Raw genomic sequence first — 24,840 nt, 5'->3', positions numbered from 1 at the left:
TACCAATGAGCTCGATTCTCGATCTGGAGATCTTCGTCCGCGTGGCCGACTCCGGCAGCATCTCTGCCGCTGCCCGCGCGCTGGAACTGACGCCGGCCGCCGCAAGCATCGCGCTGAAGCGTCTGGAAACCCGCCTCGGCATCCGCCTGCTCGCGCGCTCTACCCGCAGCATGCGCCTGACCGAAGAAGGTCGGCGTTATCTCGACAGCGTGCGCATCGCCCTCGGTGCACTGGCCGAAGGTGAACAAGCGCTCAGGCAACACGGCGAAGGCCTCAGCGGTGTGCTGCAACTGGCGGCGCCCTCGGACTTCGGGCGCAACGTGTTGTTGCCGTGGCTGGACGACTTCAAACGTGCACACCCGAATATTCAACTGCAATTGCTGCTCAACGATCGGCACGCCGATCTGTTCCGCGAAACCGTGGATGTCGCGCTGCGCTTTGGTGTGCCAAGTGATTCGACGCTGGTAGCGTTGCCGATTCTGCCCGCGCATCGCCGCGTTGCCTGCGTCAGCCCCGACTATCTCGCCCGCCATGGCACACCGCGACATCCCGGTGAATTACGCGAGCACAGCGCTCTGCTCTACCTGCGCAATGGTCGGCCCTACAACACCTGGCGCTTCAGTCGCGAGGACGAAACGCTGGAGGTTGAAGTCCACGGCGATTACTTCAGCGATGACGGCGAAGTCGCGCGGCGCTGGGCGCTGGCCGGGCATGGCATTGCCTACAAGGCGTGGCTGGACATCGCCGAGGACGTGCGCGGCGGACGCCTGCTGACGCTGTTCGATGACTGGCATGGCGAGAGCGTGCCGTTCAATCTGCTGTGCCCGCATCGGGTGCAAGTGTCCGAGCGCGTTCGGGTGTTGCAGGCGTTTTTGCAGATGCGTTGCGCAGCGCTCAGTCGATAATTCACTTTGCCCCGTCGGATGCTTCTGGTATTTGATTGAAGTTTTCCCACCCGATAAAAGGATTTCGGCATGAGCTACCGCACACTGGGGCACTCGGGGTTGCAGGTGTCCACCCTCACCCTCGGCACGATGATGTTTGGCGAGCAGACCAGCGCCGAGGACTCGCTGCGCATCATCGACAAGGCCTGGGATCAGGGCATCAATTTCATCGACACTGCCGACGTCTATACCAATGGCCGCTCGGAAGAAATCGTCGGCGAGGCGATCGCCCGCCATCGGCACGAATGGGTGTTGGCGACCAAGGTCGGTTTCGGCCCGGCGGACGGCGTGCCAAACCGCAGCGGCTTGAGCCGCAAGCACATCTTCAATGGTCTGGAGGCCAGCCTGACCCGTCTTGGCACCGACTATCTCGACATCTATTACCTGCACCGCGAAGACCACAATACGCCGCTGGAAGTCAGCGTATCGGCAATTGGCGACCTGATTCGCCAGGGCAAGATCCGTTACTGGGGCCTGTCGAACTATCGCGGCTGGCGCATCGCCGAAGTGATCCGTATCGCCGACAACCTCGGCGTTGATCGCCCGGTGATCAGCCAGCCGCTGTACAACATCGTCAACCGTCAGGCCGAGACCGAGCAGATCAGCGCCGCGCAAACCTATGGCCTCGGCGTGGTGCCTTACAGCCCGCTGGCCCGTGGCGTGCTCAGCGGCAAATACGCACCCGACGTAACCCCGGACGCCAACAGCCGCGCCGGGCGTCAGGACAAACGCATTCTGGAAACCGAATGGCGCGTGGAATCGCTGCGCATCGCCCAGCAGATTCAGCAGTACACCCAGGGCCGTGGCGTCGGGATTGTCGAATTCGCGATTGCCTGGGTGCTGAACAACAGCGCGGTGAACTCGGCGATTGTCGGGCCGCGTACCGAACAGCAGTGGGACGCTTACACCAAGGCGCAGGCGGTGCAGATCACGGCGGAGGATGAAGCGTTTATCGACTCGCTGGTGACGCCGGGGCATGCTTCGACGCCGGGGTTTAACGATGTGAGCCATTTTGTGTCGGGCCGTAAACCGCGTTCGACGTGAGCCCCCCGCCCTCACCCTAGCCCTCTCCCGGGGGAGAGGGAACCGATCGGGGAATATTGAAGCTACGCTTTTGCCTGAAGCTGTTGTGTTGAATGCATAATCGACTCGGACTTTCACATCGCTGAATGTCGCGAGACCCTACGGTCAGTCCCCTCTCCCTCTGGGAGAGGGTTAGGGTGAGGGGCTTTTGGGTTCATGTAGAAAATATTGACCGCCCCGGCCAATATTCAGCACAAAAACCACGTATCCTGCGCGCCCTGTTTGATCACCCATCCGCGAGGACAGTTTGTCTAAAGGTATCGCTCTATCGGTTTCAGCTTCGGTGCTGTTTGCCGTTATGTATTACTACACCTCGCTGCTCACTCCGTTGAGCGGCGTGGAAATCTTCGGCTGGCGGATGCTGCTGACTGTGCCGTGCATGACCGTGTTCATGCTGGTGTCGGGTGAATGGCGGCGGGTGCTGGAGTTGCTGCGCAAGGTGGCGGGCTATCCAAAGCTGATTGGCGGTCTGATTGTTTCGTCGGGTTTGCTCGGCGTGCAGTTGTGGCTGTTCATGTGGGCGCCGCTCAACGGCTACAGCCTCGATGTGTCGCTGGGTTATTTCCTGTTGCCGCTGGCGATGGTACTGACCGGGCGCATTGTGTACGGCGACAGCCTGTCGTACCTGCAGAAAATCGCGGTGTTCTTTGCCGTTCTCGGCGTGGCGAACGAGCTGTATCGGGTCGGCGGATTTTCCTGGGCGACCCTGGTGGTCGTGGTCGGTTACCCGCTGTATTTCGTCCTGCGCAAACGCCTGAAGACCGACAACCTGGGCGGTCTGTGGGTCGACATGACCTTGATGCTGCCGGTGGCGTCTGGTTCGTGCGCGGTGGTGAGCAAGGTTTCGCCGTGTTCGATCAGTATCCGGGCTTGCTCTGGCTGATTCCGCTGCTCGGTCTGATCAGTGCTTCGGCGCTGGTGGTGTACATCATTGCCAGCCGCTTGCTGCCGTTCAGCCTGTTTGGTTTGCTCAGTTACGTCGAGCCGGTGTTGCTGCTCGGCGTGGCGCTGTTGCTCGGTGAAAGCATCAAGGCCGGCGAGTGGCTGACCTACATTCCGATCTGGCTCGCCGTTGTGGTGCTAATCTTCGAAGGCTTCAAACACCTGATGCGACAACGCAGGTCTTAAAAACAACCAAACAACTGTGGGAGCGGGCTAGCTCGCGAAAGCGTCAGTTCAGTCAACAAAGACCTTGAACCAAAGACCGAATTCGCGAGCAAGCCCGCTCCCACAGTTTTTGCGGACGCAAAAAAATCCCGGCTGTGCATGACTGCAAGCCGGGATTTTTTCATTTCTGGTGGAGGATTACTCGGTTGCGAGCACACCACGACGCACCTGATCACGCTCGATCGATTCGAACAGGGCCTTGAAGTTGCCCTCGCCGAAACCATCATCGCCTTTACGCTGGATGAATTCGAAGAACACCGGGCCCATCAGGGTTTCCGAGAAGATTTGCAGCAGCAGGCGCTTGTCGTCCGGGTTCGACGAGCCGTCGAGCAGGATGCCGCGCGATTGCAGTTGATCCACCGGCTCGCCGTGGTTCGGCAGGCGGCCTTCGAGCATTTCGTAGTAGGTGTCCGGCGGTGCGGTCATGAAGCGCATGCCGATCTTCTTCAACTGATCCCAGGTCTTGATCAGGTCGTCGGTGAGGAACGCCACGTGCTGAATGCCCTCGCCGTTGAACTGCATCAGGAACTCTTCGATCTGCCCGGCGCCCTTGGACGACTCTTCGTTCAGCGGGATGCGGATCATGCCGTCCGGTGCGGTCATCGCTTTCGAGGTCAGGCCGGTGTATTCGCCCTTGATGTCGAAATAACGGATCTCGCGGAAGTTGAACAGCTTCTCGTAGAAGTTGGCCCAGTAGGCCATGCGGCCGCGGTACACGTTGTGGGTCAGGTGGTCGATGATCTTCAGACCGGCACCGACCGGGTTGCGATCAACGCCCTCGATGAACACGAAGTCGATGTCATAGATCGAACTGCCTTCACCAAAACGGTCGATCAGGTACAGCGGCGCGCCGCCGATGCCCTTTATCGCTGGCAGGTTCAGCTCCATCGGGCCGGTTTCGATGTGGATCGGCTGAGCACCGAGTTCCAGTGCGCGGCTGTAGGCCTTTTGCGAATCCTTCACGCGGAACGCCATGCCACACACCGACGGGCCGTGTTCGGCCGCGAAGTACGAAGCCACGCTATTGGGTTCGTTGTTGAGGATCAGGTTGATCGCGCCCTGACGGTACAGGTGCACGTTCTTGGAGCGGTGGGTCGCGACTTTGGTGAAGCCCATGATCTCGAAGATCGGCTCCAGGGTGCCAGGAGTCGGCGATGCGAACTCGATGAACTCAAAGCCCATCAGGCCCATTGGGTTTTCGTATAAATCTGCCATGGTGACGCCTCATCATTCTTATCAATTAACCAGAGTTATTTGTCAGTAATGCTGAGACCGGCGGGAGGTGCGCAGGAGATGCCTCGCACACTGCGGGCGAGGAAGTCACCGTAGATCAGTTGAAACCCGAATATCTTCATTGTCGACCCAAGGCTCTTGCGGGCGAGGCTTCTGCTGCCAGAAGACGTTTATTATTGTATGCGTAACCGGATTCTACACAGCGTAAATAGGGTTGTCTGCCCTCTCTATAAAATCCGCCTTTTTCGCATCGGTGCAAGGGGTTTGTTGCACAGGTAAATCCCCACCAGCACCAACCCGCCGCCCAGGCACATGCTCAACGTCAGTTGCTCGCCGAGCAGCAACGCGCCGAGCACCACCGCGGTCAGCGGATTCAGGGCAATGAACACGCCGGATCGGGTCGCGCCGATTTTGCGGATGCCATCGTAGTAGCCGATGTAAGCCAGCGCCGAGCCGAACACGCCGAGGTAAATCAGGCTCAGCCATTGTGCTGTGCCGAGGTTGATCAAGGCTGCTCCGCTGACCTCGCCACGCAACATTGCCAGCGCCCACAGCATCCCGCTGCCGATCAACACGGAAAAGGTCACGGTCTGCAGCGGGCCGATGGATTGGTTCAGCCCCCGGGAAAACAGCGAGTAAACACCCCAGCTCAACACGCAGCCAAAAATCAACAGATCACCGATCCACGCATCGGGTGTCACGGCAAGTAATTGCGGGTCACGGCTGACAATCACCAGGCCGGCGCCCGTGATGCAGATCGCGATACCGGCGACTTTCGCCCGACCCAGGCGCTCCTTGAACAACAACCACGAGGCCAGACCGATCACGGCCGGGTTCAACGCGACAATCAACGAAGCCCGTGAAGCGTTGATGTACTGCAGGCCATAAAAGAAGCACAGGTTGTAGAAGAAAATGCCGAAGAGCCCCAGCAAACTCAGTTGCAGCCATTGCCGGGGCGTCGGTCGCGCCAGCGGGATACGCGCTATCCACAGAAATCCGAGCAACGCGACGCTGGCGAGCAGGAAGCGCAGGCTGGCGGTGAACAACGGGCTGAGGCTGCCCGACAGAAAACGCCCGGCGACAAAGGTCCCGCCCCAAATCATGGTTACCGCTGCCAGCGTCAGGTATACCGGCCGGTCGGAGGCCGTTAGGTGGGTTTGCTCAAGGTTGCGCATGATGCTCCAAACGAAAGAAGTTGAAGGATGGCGTATCATTCCCCTCATGCCCTCTCATCGTAAAATGAGCAAAAACTCATGACCCTCACGCAACTGGAGATCTTCTCGCTGGTCGCCGAACTGCGCGGATTTACCCTCGCCGCCCATCGTCTGGGCATTTCGCAGTCGGCGATATCCCACGCGATGAAATCGCTGGAACAGGAGTTGGGCGTGGAGTTGTTGCGGCGGCACCAGTCGCAGGTGGAGCTCACCGATATCGGCGAGCAACTGCTGCAGCGCGCAAGGGCCATGCTCGGTCTGGCCAACACCCTGCGCCAGGAAGCGGCCGATGCGCGAGGCATGAAAACCGGCACGTTGCGTATCGGCTCATTCGGCCCGACGTCATCGATCAAGTTGCTGCCGAAGATTCTGCAGCGCTATCGCGAAGTGCATCCGGGCATTGAAGTGCACATTGATGAGGGACCGGACCGGCAGGTGCTGCAGTGGCTGGAGGAGCGGCGAATTGACGTCGGTTTTGTGGTGCTGCCCGAGGAGCGCTTCGACACTTTTGCTCTGGTCGAAGACCAGATGGTCGCCCTGCTCCCGCTCGATCACCCATTGGCCGCACGTGCGGCGCTGAGCCTCCAGGATTTGAGTGCCGCCCCCTTTGTGCTGACCGAGGCCGGGTCATCGGAACTGGTTTCACGTCTGTTCACTGCTGCGCGCCTGCAACCGAACATTCGCTATCGCTGCTCGCAATTGCTCAGTACGCTGGACGTCGTCAGCCGGGGCGATGCCATCACCGTTGTCGCCGAGGGCTCATTGCCGGACGATCCAGCGCCCCGTTACCTGAAGAAACCGCTGTTGCCGGCGGTACAACGCCTGATCGGCCTCGCAGTCCTCGATCAGCGTCAGGCTTCGCCCGCCACGCGGGCATTTATCGAACTCGCCACGCAGATCAACCAGCCGTGAGCGGCACAAGCGCCAACGGCCATCTATCATCCCTTCTGACTTCGCTGTTTTTCACCGGTGCGCCGTTGCCAGGCCTGCATTCGAGAGTTCCACCCCATCGCGACAGGATGCGCCAATGCCCTTGACCGTCAGACCCCGCCGCAAACGCAGCGTACGCATTTTTGTGAGCCTGCTTTGTGGTGTTTTGCCCGTCCTGCTAGGCGGCGGGATTCTGTATCTGCAAGCCGGACGCGCCTTGCAACAGAGCACACAAAATACTGCCGAGGAGGCGTTGCGCCAGTTTGAACTGATGCTCGACAACACCGCCCAGGCCGCCAGTGAATTGTTGCCATTGGCCGGTCAGCCCTGCGACAGCGTCAAACTGGCCTTGCGTGAACAGGTGACCCGTCGACCTTTTGTGCGCTCGACCAATCTGGTGTGGGACAACAACCTCTATTGCAGCTCGCTGTTCGGGGAGTTCAAGGAGGCCGTGAATCCGGGCGACTATACGCAGGGCAAACTGTGGTTGATGAATGGCAACCCCGTCACGCCCAACACCGCGCTGCTGGTGTATCGCCTCAGCGAAGGTCGCGGTGGCGCGCTGACCACCCTCGATGGTTATCACCTGAGCAACATCCTGCGCCTGATCGGCCGGCAGACGCTGCTGTTGTTGCAGGTCGGCGATAACTGGCTGTCCGTCGATGGCAAGGTGCATCAAGGCGCCCTGCCGCCGTTACCGGTGGCGCAGAGTATGCTCGCGTCTTCGCGCTATGCCTTCAGTGTCAGTGCAGGCTTTCCGCAGGGGCAAACGTGGCGCTACATGGCCGGCGAATACCCGCCGCTGTTCAGTCTGCTGATATTTTTCGGGGTGATCGCGGGCGCTATCGCCCATGTTCTGCAACGGCGCGCCACTTCGCCCAGCCATGAGATGCTGCGCGCGCTGGAGGCTGGCGAATTCATTCCCTACTTCCAGCCGGTGGTGCATGGCGACAGCCGGAAGTGGTCCGGCGCTGAAGTGCTGATGCGCTGGAATCACCCCAAGGAGAGTCTGGTGCGTCCGGATCTGTTCATTCCGTTTGCCGAACATTCAGGCCTGATCGTGCCCATGACTCGTTCGCTGATGCAGCAGACAGCCGCCCTGCTCGGCCCGTTGTCGGCGGAGTTCGACAAACCGTTCCACATCGGCATCAACATCACCGCTAGCCATTGCCAGGATCTGCAACTGGTCGAAGACTGTCGCGGGTTTCTCGCTGCTTTTGCCCCCGGCAGTATCAACCTGGTGCTGGAGCTGACCGAGCGCGAGCTGATTGAGCCAACCGATGTCACGCACCTATTGTTCGAGCAGTTGCACGCGCTGGGGGTGATGATCGCCATCGACGATTTCGGTACCGGCCATTCAAGTCTGGGCTACCTGCGAACATTCAATGTCGATTTTCTCAAGATCGACCAGAGTTTCGTCGCGATGATCGGCATTGATGCGCTGTCGCGGCATATTCTGGACACGATTATCGAACTGTCGGCCAAGCTCGATTTGGGTATTGTTGCCGAAGGTGTAGAGACTCAGGCTCAGGCTGACTATCTGACCGCACACCACGTCAACTTCCTGCAGGGCTATCTGTTCGGAAAACCCATGCCTGGCACCGACTTCATCGATGCATTAAGTCACCATTAACTAAAAATAAATTAAGCCCGGCGCAGCGACCGGGCGCACCAAATTGATACAAAACACCACTGTTGTTACATGACGACAAGATCAGGATTTACTCTTGGCGCATTAACTACTACAATTTTTTCAGCCTGTGCAAGATTGGCAGGTGAGCCATTATCACCGAGTCGCTTCAAGGCTCTTGGCTTATAGCTTTGTTTGCGGTTGGTATCAGCCAAACACACTATTGGAGTAAAGATATTGTCCAGACTCGCTGAATTTCGTGCAGCTGAAAAGGCCCTTCAGGAACAGCTCAAGCAGTTGGAATCGCTGAAGAACGATGCCGGGCTCAAGAAAGAAATCGAATTCGAAGAAAAGCTCCAGGGGCTGATGAAAACCTACGGCAAAGGCCTGAAAGACCTCATCGCCATCCTCGATCCGAACCCGTCCAAGTCCGGCCTGCAAGTGTCTGCCGCACCGAAAACCCGCCGCGCTCGCGTGGTCAAGGTCTATCAGAACCCGCACACCGGTGAACTGATCGAAACCAAGGGCGGCAATCACCGCGGCCTGAAAGCCTGGAAAGAACAGTACGGTGCTGCCACCGTTGATTCCTGGTTACGCGGTTAATCTTGCGTCAACAAACAAGCCCTGCTCTATGCAGGGCTTTTTTTCGACAATATCTAACAAAAGCAACGATTTCCGCCACGCTAGTTATCAATCTGCTTTAACACCCACAAGCCGTGAGGCTAAACATTTTGCGCCGGGATGTTGCAACCGCAACGACCGCTAAACTTTGTGCTTAATTCCTTCGGGTATCTAAACCCGTAGCGGTGCAAACAGACGCTTAAAGTTTCAAGCTGTTTCTCACTGCGACTATTTCCTCGGCGCTCGCCTTATAAACCTCAGCCTGACCCGCGTAAGAAAGTACATAAGCCTTATCCGTCGCGACCGCAGCAACCAATGTTTGCGACAACACATGACGGCCGTTTTCGGTGATCGTGCAGGTGGTCTCCAGTGCATCCAGAGCGGCGAGTTTTGCCGGATGTATCTTGTTGCAAACGCTTTGATAGCCACCCTGGAAGAAGTCTTTCTGAATAGATTTGCGCATTTCCAGCAGGACACCCTGCACATTGACCTGATGGCCTGCCTCAACCTGGCTCATGGTCAACTCCATCACCATCACCTGATTGCCGTCAGCATCGTTTTTCACCGCGCGCTGGCGCGAAACCTGAGGGGCTTGATCAGGCAGCGCCTCTACTTCCCAGCCTGCAGGCCAGGTGATACTGGGCTGATCCGCCAGCGCCGGAACGGCAAGCAGCGATGAGAAAAGGCAAACGAACAGCGCTTTGAACGGTCGGATCATTACCAGAGGCACTCGCAGATTGAGCAGCAAAGTCTGAGGCCCGGCCGCCCACAGAGCAAGCCGCGCATTCGGTTTGGCGATGCCGCCCCGCATGCGTATCATTGCGCCCATTCACTCGCCCCATTGTTACGGAGGGCCTATGAGCCTGCACGAACTGAACACTTTCCCCGGCGTCACCGCCACTCCAGACAGCGCAACCCGCAACTTCGTCTTCAACCACACCATGCTGCGTGTAAAGGACATCACCAAGTCGCTGGATTTCTACACCCGCGTACTGGGCTTCTCGCTGGTTGAAAAGCGTGATTTCCCGGAAGCCGAATTCAGCCTGTACTTCCTCGCGCTGGTCGACAAGGCGCAGATCCCGGCCGACGCCGCCGCCCGCACCGAATGGATGAAGTCGATCCCCGGCATTCTGGAACTGACCCACAACCACGGCACCGAAAACGACGCCGACTTCGCCTATCACAATGGCAACACCGACCCACGCGGTTTCGGCCACATCTGCATCTCGGTGCCAGACATCGTTGCCGCGTGCGCACGTTTTGAAGAGCTGGGCTGTGATTTCCAGAAGCGCCTGACTGATGGCCGTATGAAAAGCCTGGCGTTCATCAAGGACCCGGATGGCTACTGGGTTGAAATCATCCAGCCTGCGCCGCTGTAACTGATCACATAAAAGCCTTTGTGGGAGCGGGCTTGCTCGCGAAAGCGGTGAGTCATTCAGCGAAAATGTTGGCTGACAGGACGCTTTCACGAGCAAGCCCGCTCCCACATTAATTTGTGTCAGGCATAAAAAAACCCATGATCGCTCATGGGTTTTTTCGTTTCAGCGACTGCCGTTTTACGCCGGCGCCGAAGTACGGATCAAGTGATCGAACGCGCTGAGGGAAGCCTTGGCACCCTCGCCCACCGCAATCACGATCTGCTTGTACGGCACAGTGGTCACGTCGCCGGCCGCGAAGATCCCCGGGATCGACGTCTCGCCACGGTTGTCGACGATGATTTCACCACGCGGCGACAGCTCGAGGGTGCCTTTGAGCCAGTCGGTGTTCGGCAGCAGACCGATCTGTACGAAAATCCCTTCCAGCTCGACGCTGCGCAGTTCGTCAGTATTGCGATCCTTGTAACGCAGGCCGTTGACCTTCTCGCCGTTGCCAGTGACTTCAGTGGTTTGCGCACTGGTGATCACGGTGACGTTTGGCAGGCTGTGCAGTTTGCGTTGCAACACCGCGTCGGCACGCAGTTGCACGTCGAACTCCAGCAGCGTGACGTGGGCAACGATACCGGCCAGGTCGATGGCCGCTTCAACGCCGGAGTTACCGCCGCCGATCACCGCCACGCGCTTGCCTTTGAACAGCGGGCCGTCGCAGTGCGGGCAGTACGCCACGCCCTTGTTGCGGTATTCCTGCTCACCCGGCACGTTCATTTCACGCCAGCGTGCGCCAGTCGCCAGGATCACGCTCTTGGCTTTCAGGGTCGCGCCACTGGCGAAGTGGACTTCGTGCAGCTCGCCGTTCTTGCCGGGAATCAGCTTGTCGGCTCGTTGCAGGTTCATGATGTCGACGTCGTACTGCTTGACGTGTTCTTCCAGCGCCGTGGCCAGTTTCGGGCCTTCGGTTTCCTGCACGGAAATGAAGTTCTCGATGGCCATGGTGTCCAGCACCTGACCGCCGAAGCGCTCAGCCGCAACACCGGTGCGAATGCCTTTACGGGCAGCATAGATCGCGGCCGACGCACCGGCCGGGCCACCGCCAACTACGAGCACATCAAAGGCTTGTTTGGCGCTGATTTTCTCGGCCTGACGCTCGATGGCGCCGGTATCGAGTTTGGCGAGGATTTCTTCCAGGCCCATGCGACCCTGACCGAAGTTTTCACCATTGAGGTAGATGCTCGGCACGGCCATGATCTTGCGATCGTTGACTTCGTCCTGGAACAGCGCGCCGTCGATGGCGACGTGACGGATGTTCGGATTCAGCACGGCCATCAGGTTCAGCGCCTGGACCACGTCCGGGCAGTTCTGGCACGACAGCGAGAAGTAGGTTTCGAAACTGAACTCACCCTTGAGCGAGCGGATCTGTTCGATCACTTCGGCACTGGCTTTCGATGGGTGGCCGCCGACTTGCAACAGGGCCAGCACCAGCGAGGTGAATTCATGGCCCATCGGGATGCCGGCGAAACGCAGGCTGATCTCGGCACCCGGACGGTTGATCGAGAACGACGGCTTGCGGGCATCGGTGCCGCTGTCGATCAGAGTAATTTGGCTCGAAAGACTGGCAACGTCTTTCAGCAGGTCAAGCATTTCCCGGGATTTCGCACCGTCGTCGAGGGAAGCAACGATCTCGATCGGCTGGGTAACCCGTTCCAGGTACGATTTCAACTGGGCTTTAAGATTGGCGTCCAACATACGGGCGATCTCCTGTGTCTTTATTCGAGGCGAAAAAAAGCCCGAGCGAATCTCGCCCGGGCTTTTTCAATGGGCGGTGCAGCTTACTGAAGTAGGTGCGGAGTCCCGCCCTGTGTTGCGTGTCTCACAGACTCAGATCTTGCCGACCAGGTCCAGGGACGGAGCCAGAGTGGCCTCGCCTTCTTTCCATTTGGCCGGGCAAACTTCGCCTGGGTGAGCAGCAACGTACTGAGCAGCCTTGATCTTGCGCAGCAGCTCGGAAGCGTCACGGCCAACGCCGCCATCGTTCAGTTCAACGATTTTGATTTGGCCTTCAGGGTTGATCACGAAGGTGCCACGGTCAGCCAGGCCAGCTTCTTCGATCAGCACGTCGAAGTTGCGGGAGATGACGTGGGTCGGGTCGCCGATCATGGTGTATTCGATTTTGCCGATCGCTGGCGAAGTGTTGTGCCAGGCAGCGTGAGCAAAGTGGGTGTCGGTCGAAACGCTGTAGATTTCCACGCCCAGTTTCTGGAACGCAGCGTAGTTGTCGGCCAGGTCTTCCAGCTCGGTTGGGCACACGAAGGTGAAGTCGGCTGGGTAGAAGAACACTACGGACCATTTGCCTTTCAGGTCAGCGTCCGAGACTTGTACGAAGTCGCCGTTTTTGAATGCGGTAGCTTTGAACGGTTTTACTTGGCTGTTGATGATAGGCATTGATGACTCTCCGTCAGGGTTGTGAATTCGATGGGTGAATCCTACCCACTCACTCGACGGATGGCTCATTGGCAAACCTGATGCTGCTGATTTGTTTTCGCTATTAGCAGACTGTATTAATAGAAGAAAACCATATCTACGACGAAGCCGGTTTATCCGTAATCCGGGCCATCCCGTGAAAGGGGCTGGCTTCAACATAGCGCATGGCTGACTTCATATCCTTCCAGCCGACGTAACTCATCAGCGATTTCAGATCCCAGCCGCTTTGATGCGCCCACGTGGCAAAGCCGCGGCGCAGGGAATGGCTGGTGTAACGCTCGGCCGGGATGCCGGCGCGCTCGAGCGCCTGACGCAACAGCGGAATGATGCTGTTGGCGTGCAAGCCCTCCTCGCTCAGATGGCCCCAGCGGTCAACGCCGCGAAACACCGGGCCGCGTACCAGCGCTGCCTCGGTGATCCAGTCGATATAAGCCTGCACCGGGCACAGCTTGAGCAGCGCCGGCGCCTGATACGTCTGCCCGAGGTTGTCGCGGTCGCCCTTGCTGCGCGGCAGGTAGAGGGTGATGCCGCTGCCGGCGTGCGCCTGCACGTGCTCGATCTGCAGACGACAAAGCTCATCGCTGCGAAAGCCCCGCCAGAAGCCCAGCAGAATCAGCGCCCGATCGCGATAGGCCTTGAGCAACTGCGGACGATCCTGATTCTGCCTGGCGCTACTGGCTTCCTGCTCCAGCCAGTCGACCACTTGCTGCAGATCGTGCAATTGCAACGGTTCGGCCTGTTTTTCCTGCGCCGGATGCAGTGCGCGAATGCCTTTGAACACTTTGCGCACCACTGGGGCCTTGGTCGGATCGGCAAAACCCTGACTGTTGTGCCACTGCGCCAGCGCTGACAGCCGCAGTTTCAGTGTGTTGATCGACAGCACCCCGGCATGCTCGACCAGATACCGCGCCACGCTGTCGGCGGTCGCTGGCAGGAAGCCGCCCCACTTCACTTCGAAATGCTCGATCGCAGAACGATAACTGCGGCGGGTGTTGTCACGGGTGGCGGCTTGCAGGTAGCGATCGATCTCGCTCATGGGCAGTGTTCTCGCAGGCGTACTGATTGCTGGATGAAAAACCCGATTCAGGGGTCTGACATTGGGTAATACCAGTATATCCCGCCTGTGAATAATCAAGCATTTAACTTTATTTTCAGCGTGGTACACTGCGTACTTTGGTGGCATGTACCACAGTACGTAATGGTAGGAGTTAAAATGGCCCGTGGCGGCGTTAACAAAGCAGTGGTGCAGATCGCGCGCTCAGCGATTCTGGCCCGAGGCGAACACCCCAGCATCGATGCAGTACGCATCGAACTGGGCAACACCGGTTCGAAAACCACGATCCATCGCTATCTGAAAGAGCTGGATGACGGCAGCCAACCGGTCGAAGCGTCCGCGGAACCGATCAATGACGAACTGACCGCACTGGTCTCGCGTCTCGCCCAGCGCCTGAAAGAACAGGCGCAAGAGCCGATCGAACAAGCGCGCGAGCAGTTCGAAGAGCAGCGCGAAACCCTGGAAGCGGAACTCAAGCAGGTGCGCCAGGCACTTGAGCAACTGGAACAACAGCACGACATTCAAGGCGCGGCGCTGGCCAAGGAATCCGAAGCGCTAAAAGAAACCCGCTCGATGCTGCAGACCGAGCAAACCCGCAACGCCGGACTCAATCAGGCGCTGGCTGATTTCGAATTGCGCCTGCAGGACAAGGACGAGCAGATCCGCTCGCTGGAAGAGAAACACCTGCACGCCCGCGATGCTCTCGAGCATTACCGCAACGCCACTAAAGAGCAGCGCGAGCAGGAGCAGGCCCGTCACGAAGGACAGCTGCAGCAGTTGCAGATGGAATTGCGCCAGGCGCAACAAAGTGCACTGGTGCGTCAGGACGAGATCACTCAGTTGCATCGCGATAACGAACGCCTGCTCACGGAAAACCGTGGCACCCAGCGCGAACTGAGCCTGATGCAGGATCAGCTCAAGCACAGCAACCAGCGTCAGGATCAGTTGCTGGAGCAAGCCACTCGCGTCGACAACGAACGCACCCTCCTCCAGGAACGCCTGCGCGTGGCCCTGCTGGAAAGTCAGACGCTGAAACAGGATGCCGACGAACAGCGGCAGCTCAATCAGTCACTGGAAAAGGAACTGACCAAAACTCAGGCCAGCCTCGAAGACAGCCTGCGTCTGGCGGCTACCGTTGCGGCAGCGCCAGACACAGCCAAAGCGAAGGACGCTTAAGCGCCGACCGGCGTACGCATGGTGACGAACTCTTCGGCGGCCGTCGGGTGCACCCCGATCGTGTCGTCGAAGTCACGCTTGGTCGCGCCAGCCTTCAGCGCGATCGCCAGACCCTGGACGATCTCCCCCGCGTCCGGGCCGACCATGTGGCAACCGAGCACCTTGTCGGTCTTGCCGTCGACCACCAGTTTCATCAGGGTTTTCTCCTGACACTCGGTCAGCGTCAGCTTCATCGGGCGGAAGCGGCTCTCGTAAATCACCACTTCATGCCCCGCTTCCCGCGCCTCTTCTTCGGTCAGGCCGACAGTGCCGATGTTCGGCAGACTGAACACGGCGGTCGGGATCATCTTGTAATCCACGGGACGGTATTGCTCAGGCTTGAACAAGCGCCGCGCCACCGCCATGCCTTCGGCCAGTGCCACTGGCGTCAGTTGCACCCGACCGATCACATCACCCAGCGCCAGAATCGACGGCTCGCTGGTCTGGTATTGCTCGTCAACCTTGATGAAACCTTTGTCGGTGAGCTGCACATCGGTGTTTTCCAGCCCAAGGTTGTCCAGCATCGGACGCCGGCCCGTGGCGTAGAACACGCAATCGGCTTCGAGCACGCGGCCATCCTTGAGGGTCGCTTTCAGGCTGCCGTCAGGCTGTTTGTCGATGCGCGCGATGTCGGCGTTGAATTGCAGATCCATGCCGCGTTTGGTCAGCTCTTCCTGCAGATGCCTGCGCACCGAGCCATCGAAACCACGCAGGAACAGATCACCGCGATACAGCAGCGTAGTGTTCGCGCCCAGACCGTGGAAAATCCCGGCGAACTCGACCGCGATGTAACCACCACCGACCACCAGTACCCGCTTCGGCAGCTCTTTGAGGAAAAACGCCTGATTGGAACTGATCGCGTGTTCGTGCCCCGGGATTTCCGGAATCTGCGGCCAGCCACCCGTGGCAATCAGAATGTTTTTCGCGGTGAAGCGCTCACCGTTGACCTCGACCTCGTGCGGGCCGACGATCTTCGCGTGGGCTTCGTGCAGGGTCACGCCGCTGTTGACCAGCAGGTTGCGATAAATGCCGTTGAGGCGATTGATCTCGCGGTCCTTGTTGGCGATCAGGGTCGCCCAGTCGAAATTCGCTTCGCCCAGGCTCCAGCCGAAACCGGACGACTGTTCGAAGTCTTCGGCGAAATGCGCGCCGTACACCAGCAGTTTCTTCGGCACGCAGCCGACGTTGACGCAGGTGCCGCCCAAGTAACGGCTCTCGGCCACCGCCACTTTCGCACCGAAACCGGCGGCGAAGCGCGCTGCACGTACACCGCCGGAACCGGCACCAATCACATAAAGGTCAAAATCGTAGGCCATTGCTATCTCCTCGGCAGGCCAACAGCATACCCGCCGCCGTCTATTGGGCAAGCGCCGTGAGCAGCTTTTCGCCCGTCTCGGCGAAGTCGGGAAATATCTCCAAATAATAATATTTCTTGTTTGTTACTAAATCGTCGTGCTGCGTCTCGTCTTTGAACCAATGGATTTTTTCCCTCGAAGACAAGGAGTCGGCTGCGATGTTCGCGCCCATTACCCGTTCCATGACCCTGACTGTCGGCTTGTTCAGCATGGCGTTGAGTCCCGATCTGCTGGCTGAAACCGATCCTGAAACAGCGCCACAATCCGCCGCCCAGGCGCTGGAACTGGACGCCACCAGCGTCAGCGCCGAAGGCCTCGGCGTTAACACTGAAAACACTGATTCCTACACCACTGGCGCGATGAGCACCGCGACGCGGCTGAACCTGTCGATCAAGGAAACCCCGCAATCGGTGTCCGTGGTCACTCGCCAGCAGATGGATGATTTCAAGCTCGGTACCTTGTCCGAAGCCATGCGCCAGACCACCGGCATCGTCTTGCAACACAACGACTCGGATCGGGTCAGCTATTCGGCGCGGGGTTACCCGATCAACAATTTCCAGATCGACGGAATGCTCAACACCTTCGGGCGCATGAAGTCAGACTCGGACACCATCATCTACGACCGCATCGAAGTGGTACGCGGCGCCACCGGCCTGACCACCGGCGCGGGTGATCCTTCAGCGACGATCAACATGGTGCGCAAGCGCCCGACTGCCCAGTGGCAGGCACTGGCCGGGGTCAGTGGCGGCAGCTACGACAACTACTACAGCTATGTCGATGTCGGCGGGCCGCTGGCCTTCGATGGTCGGCTGCGCGGGCGTACGGTGCTGGCCTATCGCGACAGCCAGTCGTTCCGCGACAAATATGCGCTGCAGCGCGAGGTCGGCTACGGCATTCTCGAAGCTGATTTGACCGACTCCACGGTGCTTGCCGTCGGTTACGACTATCAGGACAAGCAGGTGCAAGGCACGTCCTGGGGGACGGTGCCGTACTGGAACGCCGACGGCAGCAAGGCCGGCCTCGGCCGTTCAACGAACATGGCGACGTCCTGGAGTTCCTGGCCGCTGAAGGACAAGACCGCGTTCGTCACCCTGGACCAGCAATTGGGTAATGGCTGGAAGCTGAAGGCTGCCTACACCCACCGCGAAAGTGATACCGACGGCAAGGTCTATTACGGCGGCTCCGGTTTTCCCGAGGCCGACCGCAGCGGCATGACGGCCTACATGGGGCACATGCTCGGCACGCAGAAAATGAGCGTGTACGACTTCAACCTGTCAGGGCCGTACCAGCTGTTCGGCCGCGAACACGAGATGATGTTCGGCTACGGCGAGGCGGAAAACCGCTCGACTTCGCCCTACGCCTTCAACAGCCCCCAAGCCGCCGACTACGGCAAGATCCGCGACTGGAAATACATGGGTGACATCGGCAAATTCGCCGACACCGTTACCGGCCTGCCGGGCGCGCGAGGCATCACTCGGCAAAAGGCCGGTTACCTCGCGACCCGCCTGAGCCTGACCGATGAGCTGCATGCCGTCATCGGCAGCCGCTATGGCAGCTGGGACGAATCCAGCACCGATTACTACTATGATGCGCAGCAAAAACTGACCAGCACCGATGCCACCCATCAACGCCAGAATGATATCTGGACACCTACGCCGGCCTGCTTTACGACCTGACGCCGGAGTACACGGTTTACGCCAGCTACACCGACATTTTCAAACCGCAGAGTAAGCGCGACAGCAACCGCAATTACCTCGACCCGGTGATCGGCAGCAACTACGAAGTCGGGCTCAAAGGCAGCCTGCTCGACGAACGCCTGAACCTGGCGACGGCAGTGTTCTGGAGCAAACAGGACAACGTCGCCGAGCGTGACAACTCGGTACCCCCGGACCCGGTGAGCGGCGAGGAGTTTTTCAAGTCCGGCGGCAAGGGTAACAAGGTCAATGGCTTCGAGGCCGAAGTGTCCGGGGAAATTCTCAGCGGCTGGAACATGACCGCCGGCTACACCTACACCCACTCCGTCGACGGCGAAAAACAGCGCAGCAACACCGCTCAACCACTGAACATGCTGCGGCTGTCCACGGCCTATCGCCTGCCGGGCAACTGGCACGCATTGACCGTGGGTGGCGCGGTGAACTGGCAGAGCGACGTCTATGGCGCGGCTAACCGCCCGGTCGGGCGCGGCGCCAACGGCCGGATCATCACCGAACCGGCGCGGATCAACCAGGAGGCCTACACCGTGGTCAAGCTGATGTCGCGCTATGAATTCGACAAGCATCTGTCGGCGTCGCTGAACGTCGATAACCTGTTCGACAAGAAGTATTACGACAACGTCGGCTTCTACAACGGCGTGTACTGGGGCGACCCGCGCACGGTGACCCTGAGCCTGGACTGGAAGCTCTGAGCGCACCGGTTCAAACACCCCCCTGTGGTGAGGGGATTCATCCCCGACGGGTCGCAAAGCGGCCCCACTCTTCCAAGGGCATACCGTCAGAGCCCCTCACCACAGCTGTTAACCCCGAGTTAATTCCCCGCCGGGACACTGTGCCCGAGATCTGCTTCATGGACGAACGGCTCCCACGTTTTTCAGTAGGAGGCACCATGAAAACCACCACCGCCATTCTTGCCGGGCTACTCGCCCTCGGTTCCGCCAGCGCCTTTGCCGAGGGCGGCGCCGAACGCATGCGGCATTACTACGACAACTTCCCGGTCCACCACGCGCCAAGCGAACAGCCGACCGATAGCAAAGCAGCGGAACTGAAGGTTCCGAACGATCAGACCGCGCAAGTCACCGAGTCTTATCGCGACTGATTCACCGAGCAACCGATGGACCTCCGATGGCTCCGCTCTGGCCTCGGAGACGACAGTTGGGCGCCCTGTTTGGGGCGCCTTTTTTTATGCCTGCAGATCCTTGATCCAGAACAGCATGCGGCCATGTTCCGGGTCGAACATGCCGGGGGCGAAGCCGAACTTGCGGTAGGAGTTCTGTGCCACCTCGTTGCCTTCGAGCACTTCCAGGGTGATCTTGCAGCATCCGCGCTGGCGGGAAATCTCCTCGACCTTGCGCAGCATTTTCTGGCTCAGGCCGAGGCCGCGAAATTTCGAAATCACCGCCACGTCATGGACGTTGACCAGCGGCTTGCAGGCAAACGTCGAGAAGCCTTCAAAGCAGTTCACCAGCCCGGCCGGCTCACCACCGACGAACGCCAGCACGCTGAACGCGTGAGGCCTGCGGGCAAGTTCTTCAGGCAGGCGGCGCAGCAGCTCGGGGTCAAGCGAATGGCCGCCGCCCATGGGATCTTCTGCGTAGTGATTGAGCACGATGCCGATGGCTTCGGCGTGCACTGGATTGGTGTAACTGGCTTGTAGCACAAGAATTTCTGCGGAATCCATTTCCATCCCCGATCATGGCCCCGGCGTGCAAGGTGCGCGCCTGAAAGGCTGCTCGACCTTACCGCGAGGATGTTGCGAGCCACAACCGGATCTTTTGATTTCCAGACATCAACGCCCCCAGATCAACTCTTCCGTCCAACCCAGCTCGGCAAAATCCTGAGCACGCAACCCACTCTCGCCGGCGCAGAAGAACTCATCCAGTTGCGGCGGTTTTACCGAGGTCGCGCTGAGCATCGCATGCACCTGCCCACGATGATGGATCTGATGCTCGAACAGGTGCGAAAGCATACGCAAGCGACTGTCATGCTGCGGCGTTTCACGGGCGATGGTGACGATCCGCCCCAGATCGGCATCGCGCAGTTGTTCGCAATAAGCGATCAACCGGCGGTCAACGTGCGCCTGCTCTTCACGCAGCGCAGCGGCTTCGGTAAACGGCTCGTCAAGGTTGAAAAACACATAGCAGTCGGGATGCGGCTCGTCACCGCGCAACTCGCGTTCCAGTGCGTCGACGTAGAACCAGTCGCACGTCAGGATGTGATTGAGAGTGAGGCGGATACTCGGAAAAAAGCTCGTTCGCGGCGCCGCCAGCTCAGTGGCGTCGAGCTGATTCCAGGCTTTGCCGAGGCGATGATTGGCCCACGCGTGCTGGTAGGCCATGGTCAGTAAATGATGCGACAGCGGTTGGCTCATACTCGCGCCCTCTTCGCTCAGGATTCGGCAAAACGCTGCAGCTGCATCTCCTGTAAACGGCTGAGGGTACGCCGGAATGGGAACTCCAGATAACCCTCGGTGTACAGCGCCTCCATCGGTACTTGGGCCTCAATGTACAGCGGCACTTTGCGGTCGTAACACTCGTCGACCAACGCAATGAAGCGCCGCACGCCGTCGTCGTGCACCGACAGTTGCGGCAACTCACGGTCGCCGGCCACCACCTGCGCCGAGCCGTCCTCCGTGCCGCGAGCGATGCGCCCTTCGCGTTTCCGCGCGCTGAGGTTCGGCACTTCGCTCAACAGAATAGACCGATAGCGATCGCACAGCGCGATGAAATCCATCGCGGCAAATGGTTGCTCGCAGAGATCGGCATAGCGGCACCAGAGCACCGATTCGCTGGCTTGCACCACGTTCAATAGGCGATGACCGACAGGCACTGGCTCCGCGCTGGCGGACTGGCCGGCGCTGAGCGACTGGAACACCTGCTGCAGCTCACAATCCTGCCCCGGCGCCGCGACAAAATAACGCTGCAGACCCGCACCCGGGTGCAAGCGATGATCCTCGGCGCCGTTCACCGCCACCACTTGCATGTGCGCCTTGATCGCGGCAATCGCCGGGACAAACCGGTCGCGATTGAAGCCGTCGGCGTACAGCCCATCCGGCGGCAGGTTGGAAGTGCAGACCACCACCACGCCTTCGTCGAACATCACCTGAAACAGCCGACCGAGGATGATCGCGTCGCCGATGTCATTGACGAACAACTCATCGAAACACAGCACCCGTACTTCCGCCGCAAGCTCCTTGGCCAGCGCCCGCAGCGGATCGGCGATCCCGGTCAACTGGAACGAGCGCTGGTGCACCCAGCCCATGAAATGATGAAAATGTTGACGTCGGGCCGGCACCCGCAGGCTCTGATAAAACTGATCCATCAACCAGGTCTTGCCGCGCCCGACCGGGCCCCACAAGTACACGCCGGTGACCAAACGGGCACCGGTGTGCAAGGCTTCATGGCATTTTTGCAGCGCCCAGACCGCATGCTCCTGGGCTTCATCCTGGATGAACCCCTTGTGCTCGATCGCGTGTTGCCAGGCGCTTAAAGGAGAGTCGAAAGTCATGCGCGGCAGTATGCCACGATGTCCCTGAAAAACAGGTGCCCTTTTGTGGGAGCGGGCTTGCTCGCGAAGGCGTCAGGCCAGCCAGCAGCATCGTTGAATGACACACCGCTTTCGTGAGCAAGCCCACTCCCACATTGGCTTTGCGGTGTTTTAAAGGTCGACTTTGTGTCGGGCGGCGTACAGGCAGAGCATTTCCATCGCCAGGGTTGCCGCCGCCAGCGACGTCACGTCCGCATGATCATAGGCCGGCGCCACTTCCACCACGTCCATGCCCACCAGATTGATCCCGCGCAAACCGCCGAGGATTTCCAGCGCCTGCAACGTGCTCAGCCCGCCACACACGGGAGTGCCGGTGCCCGGGGCAAAGGCCGGATCCAGGCAATCGATATCAAACGTCAGGTACACCGGGTGATCGCCGACCCGCGCGCGAATCGCCTCGACAATCGCCTCGCAGCCACGCCGATGCACCTGCCGGGCGTCGAGCACGGCAAAGCCTTGATGATCGTCATTGGTGGTGCGCAAACCGATCTGCACCGAGCGCGCCGGATCTACCAGCCCTTCCCTGGCCGCGTGCCAGAACATGGTGCCGTGATCGACGCGTTTGCCGCCCTCGTCCGGCCAGGTGTCGCTGTGCGCATCGAAGTGGATCAGCGACAGCGCGCCGTGTTTGCGCGCATGGGCCTTGAGCAGCGGATAGGTAATGAAGTGGTCGCCACCAAACGTCAGCATGGCGCTGCCGGCATCAAGAATGCGCTCGGCGTGGGCCTCGATGCTTTCCGGGATGGTCTGCGGCGAGCCGTAATCGAAGTCGCAATCGCCGTAGTCAATCACCGCCAGATGATCGAACGGGTCGAACGCCCACGGCCAGTGGCGTTCCCAGGCGATCCCGGTGGATGCCGCGCGAATCCCCCGTGGCCCGAAGCGTGCGCCCGGGCGGTTGCTGGTGGCGGTGTCGAACGGAACCCCGCTGACCGCCACGTCGACGCCGCGCAAATCACGGCTGTACCGGCGACGCATGAAACTGGTGATCCCGGCGTAGGTGCTTTCGGCACTCGTGCCGTACAGGCTGTCGCGGGTCATGGCTTGGTCATTGAGCATCGGCACGTCCATCGGTGTGCTCCTTTTGTTATTGATGGCTACGGAAAGTGGTCCACAGACGCGAGCGCTGACGCATGTCCTTGAGGCTCATGCTGCGGTCGGCGTACAGGCGTTCGCGCATTTCGGCGGGCGGATAGATGTCCGGATCGTTGCGCACCGCCTCATCCACCAGCGGCGTCGCGGCCTGGTTGGCGGTGGCGAAAAACAGCGTATTGGTCAGCTCGGACACCGACTCGGGGCGCAGCATGAATTCGATGAACGCCCGCGCCGCTTGCGGGTTTGGCGCGTCCTTGGGAATGGCCAGATTGTCCTGCCAGATCAACGTGCCTTCGCGCGGAATCCGGTAGGCGACTTCGTAGGCTTTGTTGGCCTTGTGCGCCTGATCGGCGGCCATGCTCACGTCGCCGTTGTAGGTCAGCGCCAGACAGACACTGCCATTGGCCAGATCGTTGATCTGCCGGCCGGTGGCGACATACAGCACCGACGGCTGGAGCTTCTGCAACAAGGCTTCGGCGGCGGCCAGATCATTCTTGTCGGTGCTGTAGGGATCTTTACCGAGGTAGTGCAGCGTCAGACCGATGACTTCCTGCGGCGAATCGAGCACGGCAATCCCGCAGTCCTTGAGCTTGCTGGCGTACTCGGGTTTGAACAGCAGATCGAGACTGTTCAGCGGCACGTCCGGCAAGCGCTTTTTCACCGCCTCGACGTTCAGCCCCAACCCGAGTGTGCCCCAGGTATAAGGCACGGCGTAGCGATTACCGGGATCGACGGCGGCGAGTTTTTCCAGCAGATCGGGATCAAGGTTGGCGTAACCCTTGAGGCCTTGATGCGGGATTTCCTTCAGCGCGCCCGCTGCCAATCCTCGGGCCAGCACGCTGGACGACGGCACCACCACGTCATAACCGCTGCCACCGGTCAGCAGTTTGGTTTCCAGCACCTCGGAAGTATCGAAGGTGTCGTAGCGCACATGAATGCCGGTCTCCTGCTCGAAACGCTGTAGCGTCTGCGCCGGCACGTAATCGGCCCAGCTGTAGAGATTGAGGGTTTTATCCTCGGCCTGTGCCTGGATGACCACGGACAACAACAACGCGGGAAAACACAGCTTGAACACGGGAGCCATGATGAACACCTGACCGGAGGAAGTGGTGGCAGGATGCGCCGTCGGATACATTGCAGAAATATCAAGTTTGTTAACCTGACTTTATCCCGGAGTAATGTAATGCTCGGTCAGCTTCACGACCTCGATTTGCAGTTGCTGCGCCTGTTTGTGCGGGTCGTGGAATGTGGCGGCTTCAGCGCGGCGCAAGGTGAGCTGGGCCTGAGCCAGTCCAGCATCAGTCAGCAAATGGCCAAATTGGAAACCCGCCTCGGCTATCGCCTGTGCAGCCGGGGCAAGGGCGGTTTCAGCGTCACGCCCAAGGGTGAGCAACTGCTTATCGCGATTCGCGCACTGTTCCAATCCATCGAGACGTTCCGTCATCAATCCAACGGCGTCGCTGGACGGCTGATCGGTGAGGTGCGGCTGGGCCTGTCCGAGGCGGTTGATCAGTCGGTGCTGCTGCGGGTGGCGGACGCGATCCGGCGCTTTCGCGAGCGCGATGAGTCGGTGCGCATCGAGTTGATCAGCGCGATGCCTGGGGAGATGGAGCGCTTGCTGCTGCAACAGCGACTGGATCTGGCCATCGGTTATTTCTCTCAAGTGCAGAGCGCGTTCGATTACCGCGAACTGTTCCGGGAAACCCAGCATTTGTATTGCGCGCAGGGGCATCCGCTGTTCAGCGTCGATGCGCCGGATGACGCGGCGTTGCGGGCCTGCGACCGGGTGGATCATCCGTATCGGTTCATGCGCACGGGCGAGGCATTCCCGGACAAGCGCTTTTCCGCGCGTTCGGAGCAGGTCGAAGGCACCCTCGCCTTCATTCTCTCCGGCAAGCATGTCGACTATCTGCCGGATCACTATGCGCGGGTCTGGGAGGACAAAGGCTTGTTGCGTGCTTTGCGACCCGGTGAGTTGAGTTTCGAGGTGGCGTTTCATCTGGCCCGGCATCGCGCTCAGGTGCCGGGGGATGCGCAGAAGGCGTTTGAGGAGGATTTGCTCGCAGCCTTCACCTGAATGCCAGCAAATAACTTTGTGGCGAGGGGATTTATCCCCGATGGACTGCGTAGCAGTCCCAGCCCAAAAAGCCGGGACGCTTCGCGTCCATCGGGGATAAATCCCCTCAC

The 24,840-nt window shown here is 59.7% G+C and carries 22 protein-coding genes and 2 pseudogenes; 11 read left to right on the top strand and 13 right to left on the bottom strand.

The annotated features are described in order from the left end of the window. The first annotated feature begins 5 nt into the window (after positions 1–5). The 3 genes and pseudogenes from HDC30_RS22400 (at position 6) to rarD (ending at position 3,155) form a co-directional block, all read left to right on the top strand. On the top strand, positions 6–905 hold the full coding sequence (locus HDC30_RS22400) for a LysR family transcriptional regulator (RefSeq protein WP_183784966.1): 900 nt from the start codon (positions 6–8) through the stop codon (positions 903–905). A gap of 69 nt (positions 906–974) precedes the next feature. Continuing rightward, a complete protein-coding gene (locus HDC30_RS22395; protein WP_183784964.1) occupies positions 975–1,988 on the top strand; it encodes an aldo/keto reductase in 1,014 nt (337 codons plus the stop codon). Positions 1,989–2,274: 286 nt separating this feature from the next. Next, positions 2,275–3,155 (top strand): annotated as a pseudogene (gene rarD, locus HDC30_RS22390) (EamA family transporter RarD). A gap of 177 nt (positions 3,156–3,332) precedes the next feature. On the opposite strand, the gene hppD reads toward rarD, so the two are convergent. After that, positions 3,333–4,409 carry a 4-hydroxyphenylpyruvate dioxygenase gene (hppD, locus tag HDC30_RS22385; RefSeq protein ID WP_115989844.1) on the bottom strand — a complete coding sequence of 359 codons (1,077 nt, stop codon included), beginning with the start codon at positions 4,407–4,409 and terminating at the stop codon, positions 3,333–3,335. 245 nt (positions 4,410–4,654) lie between these two features. After that, positions 4,655–5,602, bottom strand: coding sequence for a DMT family transporter (locus HDC30_RS22380; protein ID WP_183784962.1), 948 nt, complete (start codon positions 5,600–5,602; stop codon positions 4,655–4,657). 78 nt (positions 5,603–5,680) lie between these two features. On the opposite strand from HDC30_RS22380, the gene HDC30_RS22375 reads away from it, so the two are divergent. The 3 genes from HDC30_RS22375 to HDC30_RS22365 all read left to right on the top strand — a co-directional run bounded on the left by HDC30_RS22375 (position 5,681) and on the right by HDC30_RS22365 (position 8,804). Next, a complete protein-coding gene (locus tag HDC30_RS22375; RefSeq protein WP_103368984.1) occupies positions 5,681–6,553 on the top strand; it encodes a LysR family transcriptional regulator in 873 nt (290 codons plus the stop codon). A 115-nt stretch (positions 6,554–6,668) separates the two neighbouring features. Next, positions 6,669–8,204: an EAL domain-containing protein gene (locus HDC30_RS22370; RefSeq protein WP_183784960.1), complete on the top strand. Its 1,536-nt coding sequence runs from the start codon at positions 6,669–6,671 to the stop codon at positions 8,202–8,204. 234 nt (positions 8,205–8,438) lie between these two features. Further along, complete coding sequence (locus HDC30_RS22365; protein ID WP_183784957.1) at positions 8,439–8,804, top strand: histone-like nucleoid-structuring protein, MvaT/MvaU family; 366 nt, start codon at positions 8,439–8,441, stop codon at positions 8,802–8,804. Between the two features lie 217 nt (positions 8,805–9,021). On the opposite strand, the gene HDC30_RS22360 is transcribed toward HDC30_RS22365, so the two are convergent. Next, positions 9,022–9,540 carry a DUF4946 domain-containing protein gene (locus HDC30_RS22360; RefSeq protein WP_027612004.1) on the bottom strand — a complete coding sequence of 173 codons (519 nt, stop codon included), beginning with the start codon at positions 9,538–9,540 and terminating at the stop codon, positions 9,022–9,024. 139 nt (positions 9,541–9,679) lie between these two features. On the opposite strand from HDC30_RS22360, the gene gloA reads away from it, so the two are divergent. Next, positions 9,680–10,201 carry a lactoylglutathione lyase gene (gene gloA / locus HDC30_RS22355; protein WP_007963339.1) on the top strand — a complete coding sequence of 174 codons (522 nt, stop codon included), beginning with the start codon at positions 9,680–9,682 and terminating at the stop codon, positions 10,199–10,201. A 177-nt stretch (positions 10,202–10,378) separates the two neighbouring features. Here gloA and ahpF read toward each other — a convergent pair whose 3' ends face one another. From ahpF to HDC30_RS22340, 3 genes are all read right to left on the bottom strand, one after another. Beyond that, positions 10,379–11,941: an alkyl hydroperoxide reductase subunit F gene (ahpF, locus tag HDC30_RS22350; protein WP_183784955.1), complete on the bottom strand. Its 1,563-nt coding sequence runs from the start codon at positions 11,939–11,941 to the stop codon at positions 10,379–10,381. A 132-nt stretch (positions 11,942–12,073) separates the two neighbouring features. After that, positions 12,074–12,637 (bottom strand): alkyl hydroperoxide reductase subunit C, encoded by a 564-nt coding sequence (ahpC, locus tag HDC30_RS22345; RefSeq protein WP_003224621.1) that lies wholly within the window; start codon positions 12,635–12,637, stop codon positions 12,074–12,076. 136 nt (positions 12,638–12,773) lie between these two features. Continuing rightward, positions 12,774–13,712 (bottom strand): site-specific integrase, encoded by a 939-nt coding sequence (locus HDC30_RS22340; RefSeq protein WP_007963337.1) that lies wholly within the window; start codon positions 13,710–13,712, stop codon positions 12,774–12,776. A 177-nt stretch (positions 13,713–13,889) separates the two neighbouring features. On the opposite strand from HDC30_RS22340, the gene HDC30_RS22335 reads away from it, so the two are divergent. Further along, positions 13,890–14,906 (top strand): DNA-binding protein, encoded by a 1,017-nt coding sequence (locus HDC30_RS22335; RefSeq protein WP_103368981.1) that lies wholly within the window; start codon positions 13,890–13,892, stop codon positions 14,904–14,906. Here HDC30_RS22335 and gorA read toward each other — a convergent pair. Together gorA and HDC30_RS22325 are read right to left on the bottom strand one after the other, a co-directional pair. Then, a complete protein-coding gene (gorA, locus tag HDC30_RS22330) occupies positions 14,903–16,261 on the bottom strand; it encodes a glutathione-disulfide reductase (RefSeq protein WP_027612009.1) in 1,359 nt (452 codons plus the stop codon). The genes HDC30_RS22335 and gorA overlap by 4 nt on opposite strands. Before the next feature lie 40 nt (positions 16,262–16,301). Continuing rightward, positions 16,302–16,472, bottom strand: a complete 171-nt coding sequence (locus tag HDC30_RS22325) for a GPO family capsid scaffolding protein (protein ID WP_143503118.1) — start codon at positions 16,470–16,472, stop codon at positions 16,302–16,304. Here HDC30_RS22325 and HDC30_RS22320 point away from each other — a divergent pair. Both HDC30_RS22320 and HDC30_RS22315 read left to right on the top strand, forming a co-directional pair. Next, positions 16,459–18,704 (top strand): annotated as a pseudogene (locus HDC30_RS22320) (TonB-dependent siderophore receptor). The gene HDC30_RS22325 and the pseudogene HDC30_RS22320 sit on opposite strands and share 14 nt — an antisense overlap. Positions 18,705–18,901: 197 nt before the next feature. Next, a complete protein-coding gene (locus tag HDC30_RS22315; protein ID WP_097089648.1) occupies positions 18,902–19,111 on the top strand; it encodes a hypothetical protein in 210 nt (69 codons plus the stop codon). A gap of 84 nt (positions 19,112–19,195) precedes the next feature. On the opposite strand, the gene HDC30_RS22310 is transcribed toward HDC30_RS22315, so the two are convergent. The 5 genes from HDC30_RS22310 to HDC30_RS22290 all read right to left on the bottom strand — a co-directional run bounded on the left by HDC30_RS22310 (position 19,196) and on the right by HDC30_RS22290 (position 23,737). Then, complete coding sequence (locus HDC30_RS22310; RefSeq protein ID WP_183784953.1) at positions 19,196–19,693, bottom strand: GNAT family N-acetyltransferase; 498 nt, start codon at positions 19,691–19,693, stop codon at positions 19,196–19,198. Positions 19,694–19,801: 108 nt separating this feature from the next. Further along, positions 19,802–20,383 (bottom strand): DinB family protein, encoded by a 582-nt coding sequence (locus HDC30_RS22305; protein ID WP_183784951.1) that lies wholly within the window; start codon positions 20,381–20,383, stop codon positions 19,802–19,804. Positions 20,384–20,400: 17 nt separating this feature from the next. After that, on the bottom strand, positions 20,401–21,519 hold the full coding sequence (gene zapE, locus HDC30_RS22300; protein WP_183784949.1) for a cell division protein ZapE: 1,119 nt from the start codon (positions 21,517–21,519) through the stop codon (positions 20,401–20,403). A 150-nt stretch (positions 21,520–21,669) separates the two neighbouring features. Further along, a complete protein-coding gene (gene speB, locus HDC30_RS22295; RefSeq protein WP_183784947.1) occupies positions 21,670–22,629 on the bottom strand; it encodes an agmatinase in 960 nt (319 codons plus the stop codon). Positions 22,630–22,645: 16 nt separating this feature from the next. After that, positions 22,646–23,737 (bottom strand): polyamine ABC transporter substrate-binding protein, encoded by a 1,092-nt coding sequence (locus tag HDC30_RS22290; protein ID WP_183784945.1) that lies wholly within the window; start codon positions 23,735–23,737, stop codon positions 22,646–22,648. A gap of 99 nt (positions 23,738–23,836) precedes the next feature. On the opposite strand from HDC30_RS22290, the gene HDC30_RS22285 reads away from it, so the two are divergent. Next, entirely contained in the window at positions 23,837–24,730 is an 894-nt protein-coding gene (locus HDC30_RS22285; RefSeq protein ID WP_183784943.1) for a LysR family transcriptional regulator, read from the top strand. The last annotated feature ends 110 nt before the right edge of the window (positions 24,731–24,840 follow it).

The organism is Pseudomonas sp. JAI115, assembly GCF_014200835.1.
Taxonomy (GTDB): Bacteria; Pseudomonadota; Gammaproteobacteria; order Pseudomonadales; family Pseudomonadaceae; genus Aquipseudomonas; species Aquipseudomonas putida_A.
The sequence above is the reverse complement of the archived record's forward strand: the minus strand, read 5'-3'. Positions and strand labels throughout refer to the sequence as shown.

What these genes read in the sequence shown, in the direction of transcription:
- HDC30_RS22400 (WP_183784966.1), top strand. Translation starts at nt 6, where the DNA reads ATGAGCTCGATTCTCGATCTGGAGATCTTCGTCCGCGTGGCCGACTCC.
- HDC30_RS22395 (WP_183784964.1), top strand. Translation starts at nt 975, where the DNA reads ATGAGCTACCGCACACTGGGGCACTCGGGGTTGCAGGTGTCCACCCTC.
- hppD (WP_115989844.1), bottom strand. Translation starts at nt 4,409, where the DNA reads ATGGCAGATTTATACGAAAACCCAATGGGCCTGATGGGCTTTGAGTTC.
- HDC30_RS22380 (WP_183784962.1), bottom strand. Translation starts at nt 5,602, where the DNA reads ATGCGCAACCTTGAGCAAACCCACCTAACGGCCTCCGACCGGCCGGTA.
- HDC30_RS22375 (WP_103368984.1), top strand. Translation starts at nt 5,681, where the DNA reads ATGACCCTCACGCAACTGGAGATCTTCTCGCTGGTCGCCGAACTGCGC.
- HDC30_RS22370 (WP_183784960.1), top strand. Translation starts at nt 6,669, where the DNA reads ATGCCCTTGACCGTCAGACCCCGCCGCAAACGCAGCGTACGCATTTTT.
- HDC30_RS22360 (WP_027612004.1), bottom strand. Translation starts at nt 9,540, where the DNA reads ATGATCCGACCGTTCAAAGCGCTGTTCGTTTGCCTTTTCTCATCGCTG.
- gloA (WP_007963339.1), top strand. Translation starts at nt 9,680, where the DNA reads ATGAGCCTGCACGAACTGAACACTTTCCCCGGCGTCACCGCCACTCCA.
- ahpF (WP_183784955.1), bottom strand. Translation starts at nt 11,941, where the DNA reads ATGTTGGACGCCAATCTTAAAGCCCAGTTGAAATCGTACCTGGAACGG.
- ahpC (WP_003224621.1), bottom strand. Translation starts at nt 12,637, where the DNA reads ATGCCTATCATCAACAGCCAAGTAAAACCGTTCAAAGCTACCGCATTC.
- HDC30_RS22340 (WP_007963337.1), bottom strand. Translation starts at nt 13,712, where the DNA reads ATGAGCGAGATCGATCGCTACCTGCAAGCCGCCACCCGTGACAACACC.
- HDC30_RS22335 (WP_103368981.1), top strand. Translation starts at nt 13,890, where the DNA reads ATGGCCCGTGGCGGCGTTAACAAAGCAGTGGTGCAGATCGCGCGCTCA.
- gorA (WP_027612009.1), bottom strand. Translation starts at nt 16,261, where the DNA reads ATGGCCTACGATTTTGACCTTTATGTGATTGGTGCCGGTTCCGGCGGT.
- HDC30_RS22325 (WP_143503118.1), bottom strand. Translation starts at nt 16,472, where the DNA reads ATGGGCGCGAACATCGCAGCCGACTCCTTGTCTTCGAGGGAAAAAATC.
- HDC30_RS22315 (WP_097089648.1), top strand. Translation starts at nt 18,902, where the DNA reads ATGAAAACCACCACCGCCATTCTTGCCGGGCTACTCGCCCTCGGTTCC.
- HDC30_RS22310 (WP_183784953.1), bottom strand. Translation starts at nt 19,693, where the DNA reads ATGGATTCCGCAGAAATTCTTGTGCTACAAGCCAGTTACACCAATCCA.
- HDC30_RS22305 (WP_183784951.1), bottom strand. Translation starts at nt 20,383, where the DNA reads ATGAGCCAACCGCTGTCGCATCATTTACTGACCATGGCCTACCAGCAC.
- zapE (WP_183784949.1), bottom strand. Translation starts at nt 21,519, where the DNA reads ATGACTTTCGACTCTCCTTTAAGCGCCTGGCAACACGCGATCGAGCAC.
- speB (WP_183784947.1), bottom strand. Translation starts at nt 22,629, where the DNA reads ATGGACGTGCCGATGCTCAATGACCAAGCCATGACCCGCGACAGCCTG.
- HDC30_RS22290 (WP_183784945.1), bottom strand. Translation starts at nt 23,737, where the DNA reads ATGGCTCCCGTGTTCAAGCTGTGTTTTCCCGCGTTGTTGTTGTCCGTG.
- HDC30_RS22285 (WP_183784943.1), top strand. Translation starts at nt 23,837, where the DNA reads ATGCTCGGTCAGCTTCACGACCTCGATTTGCAGTTGCTGCGCCTGTTT.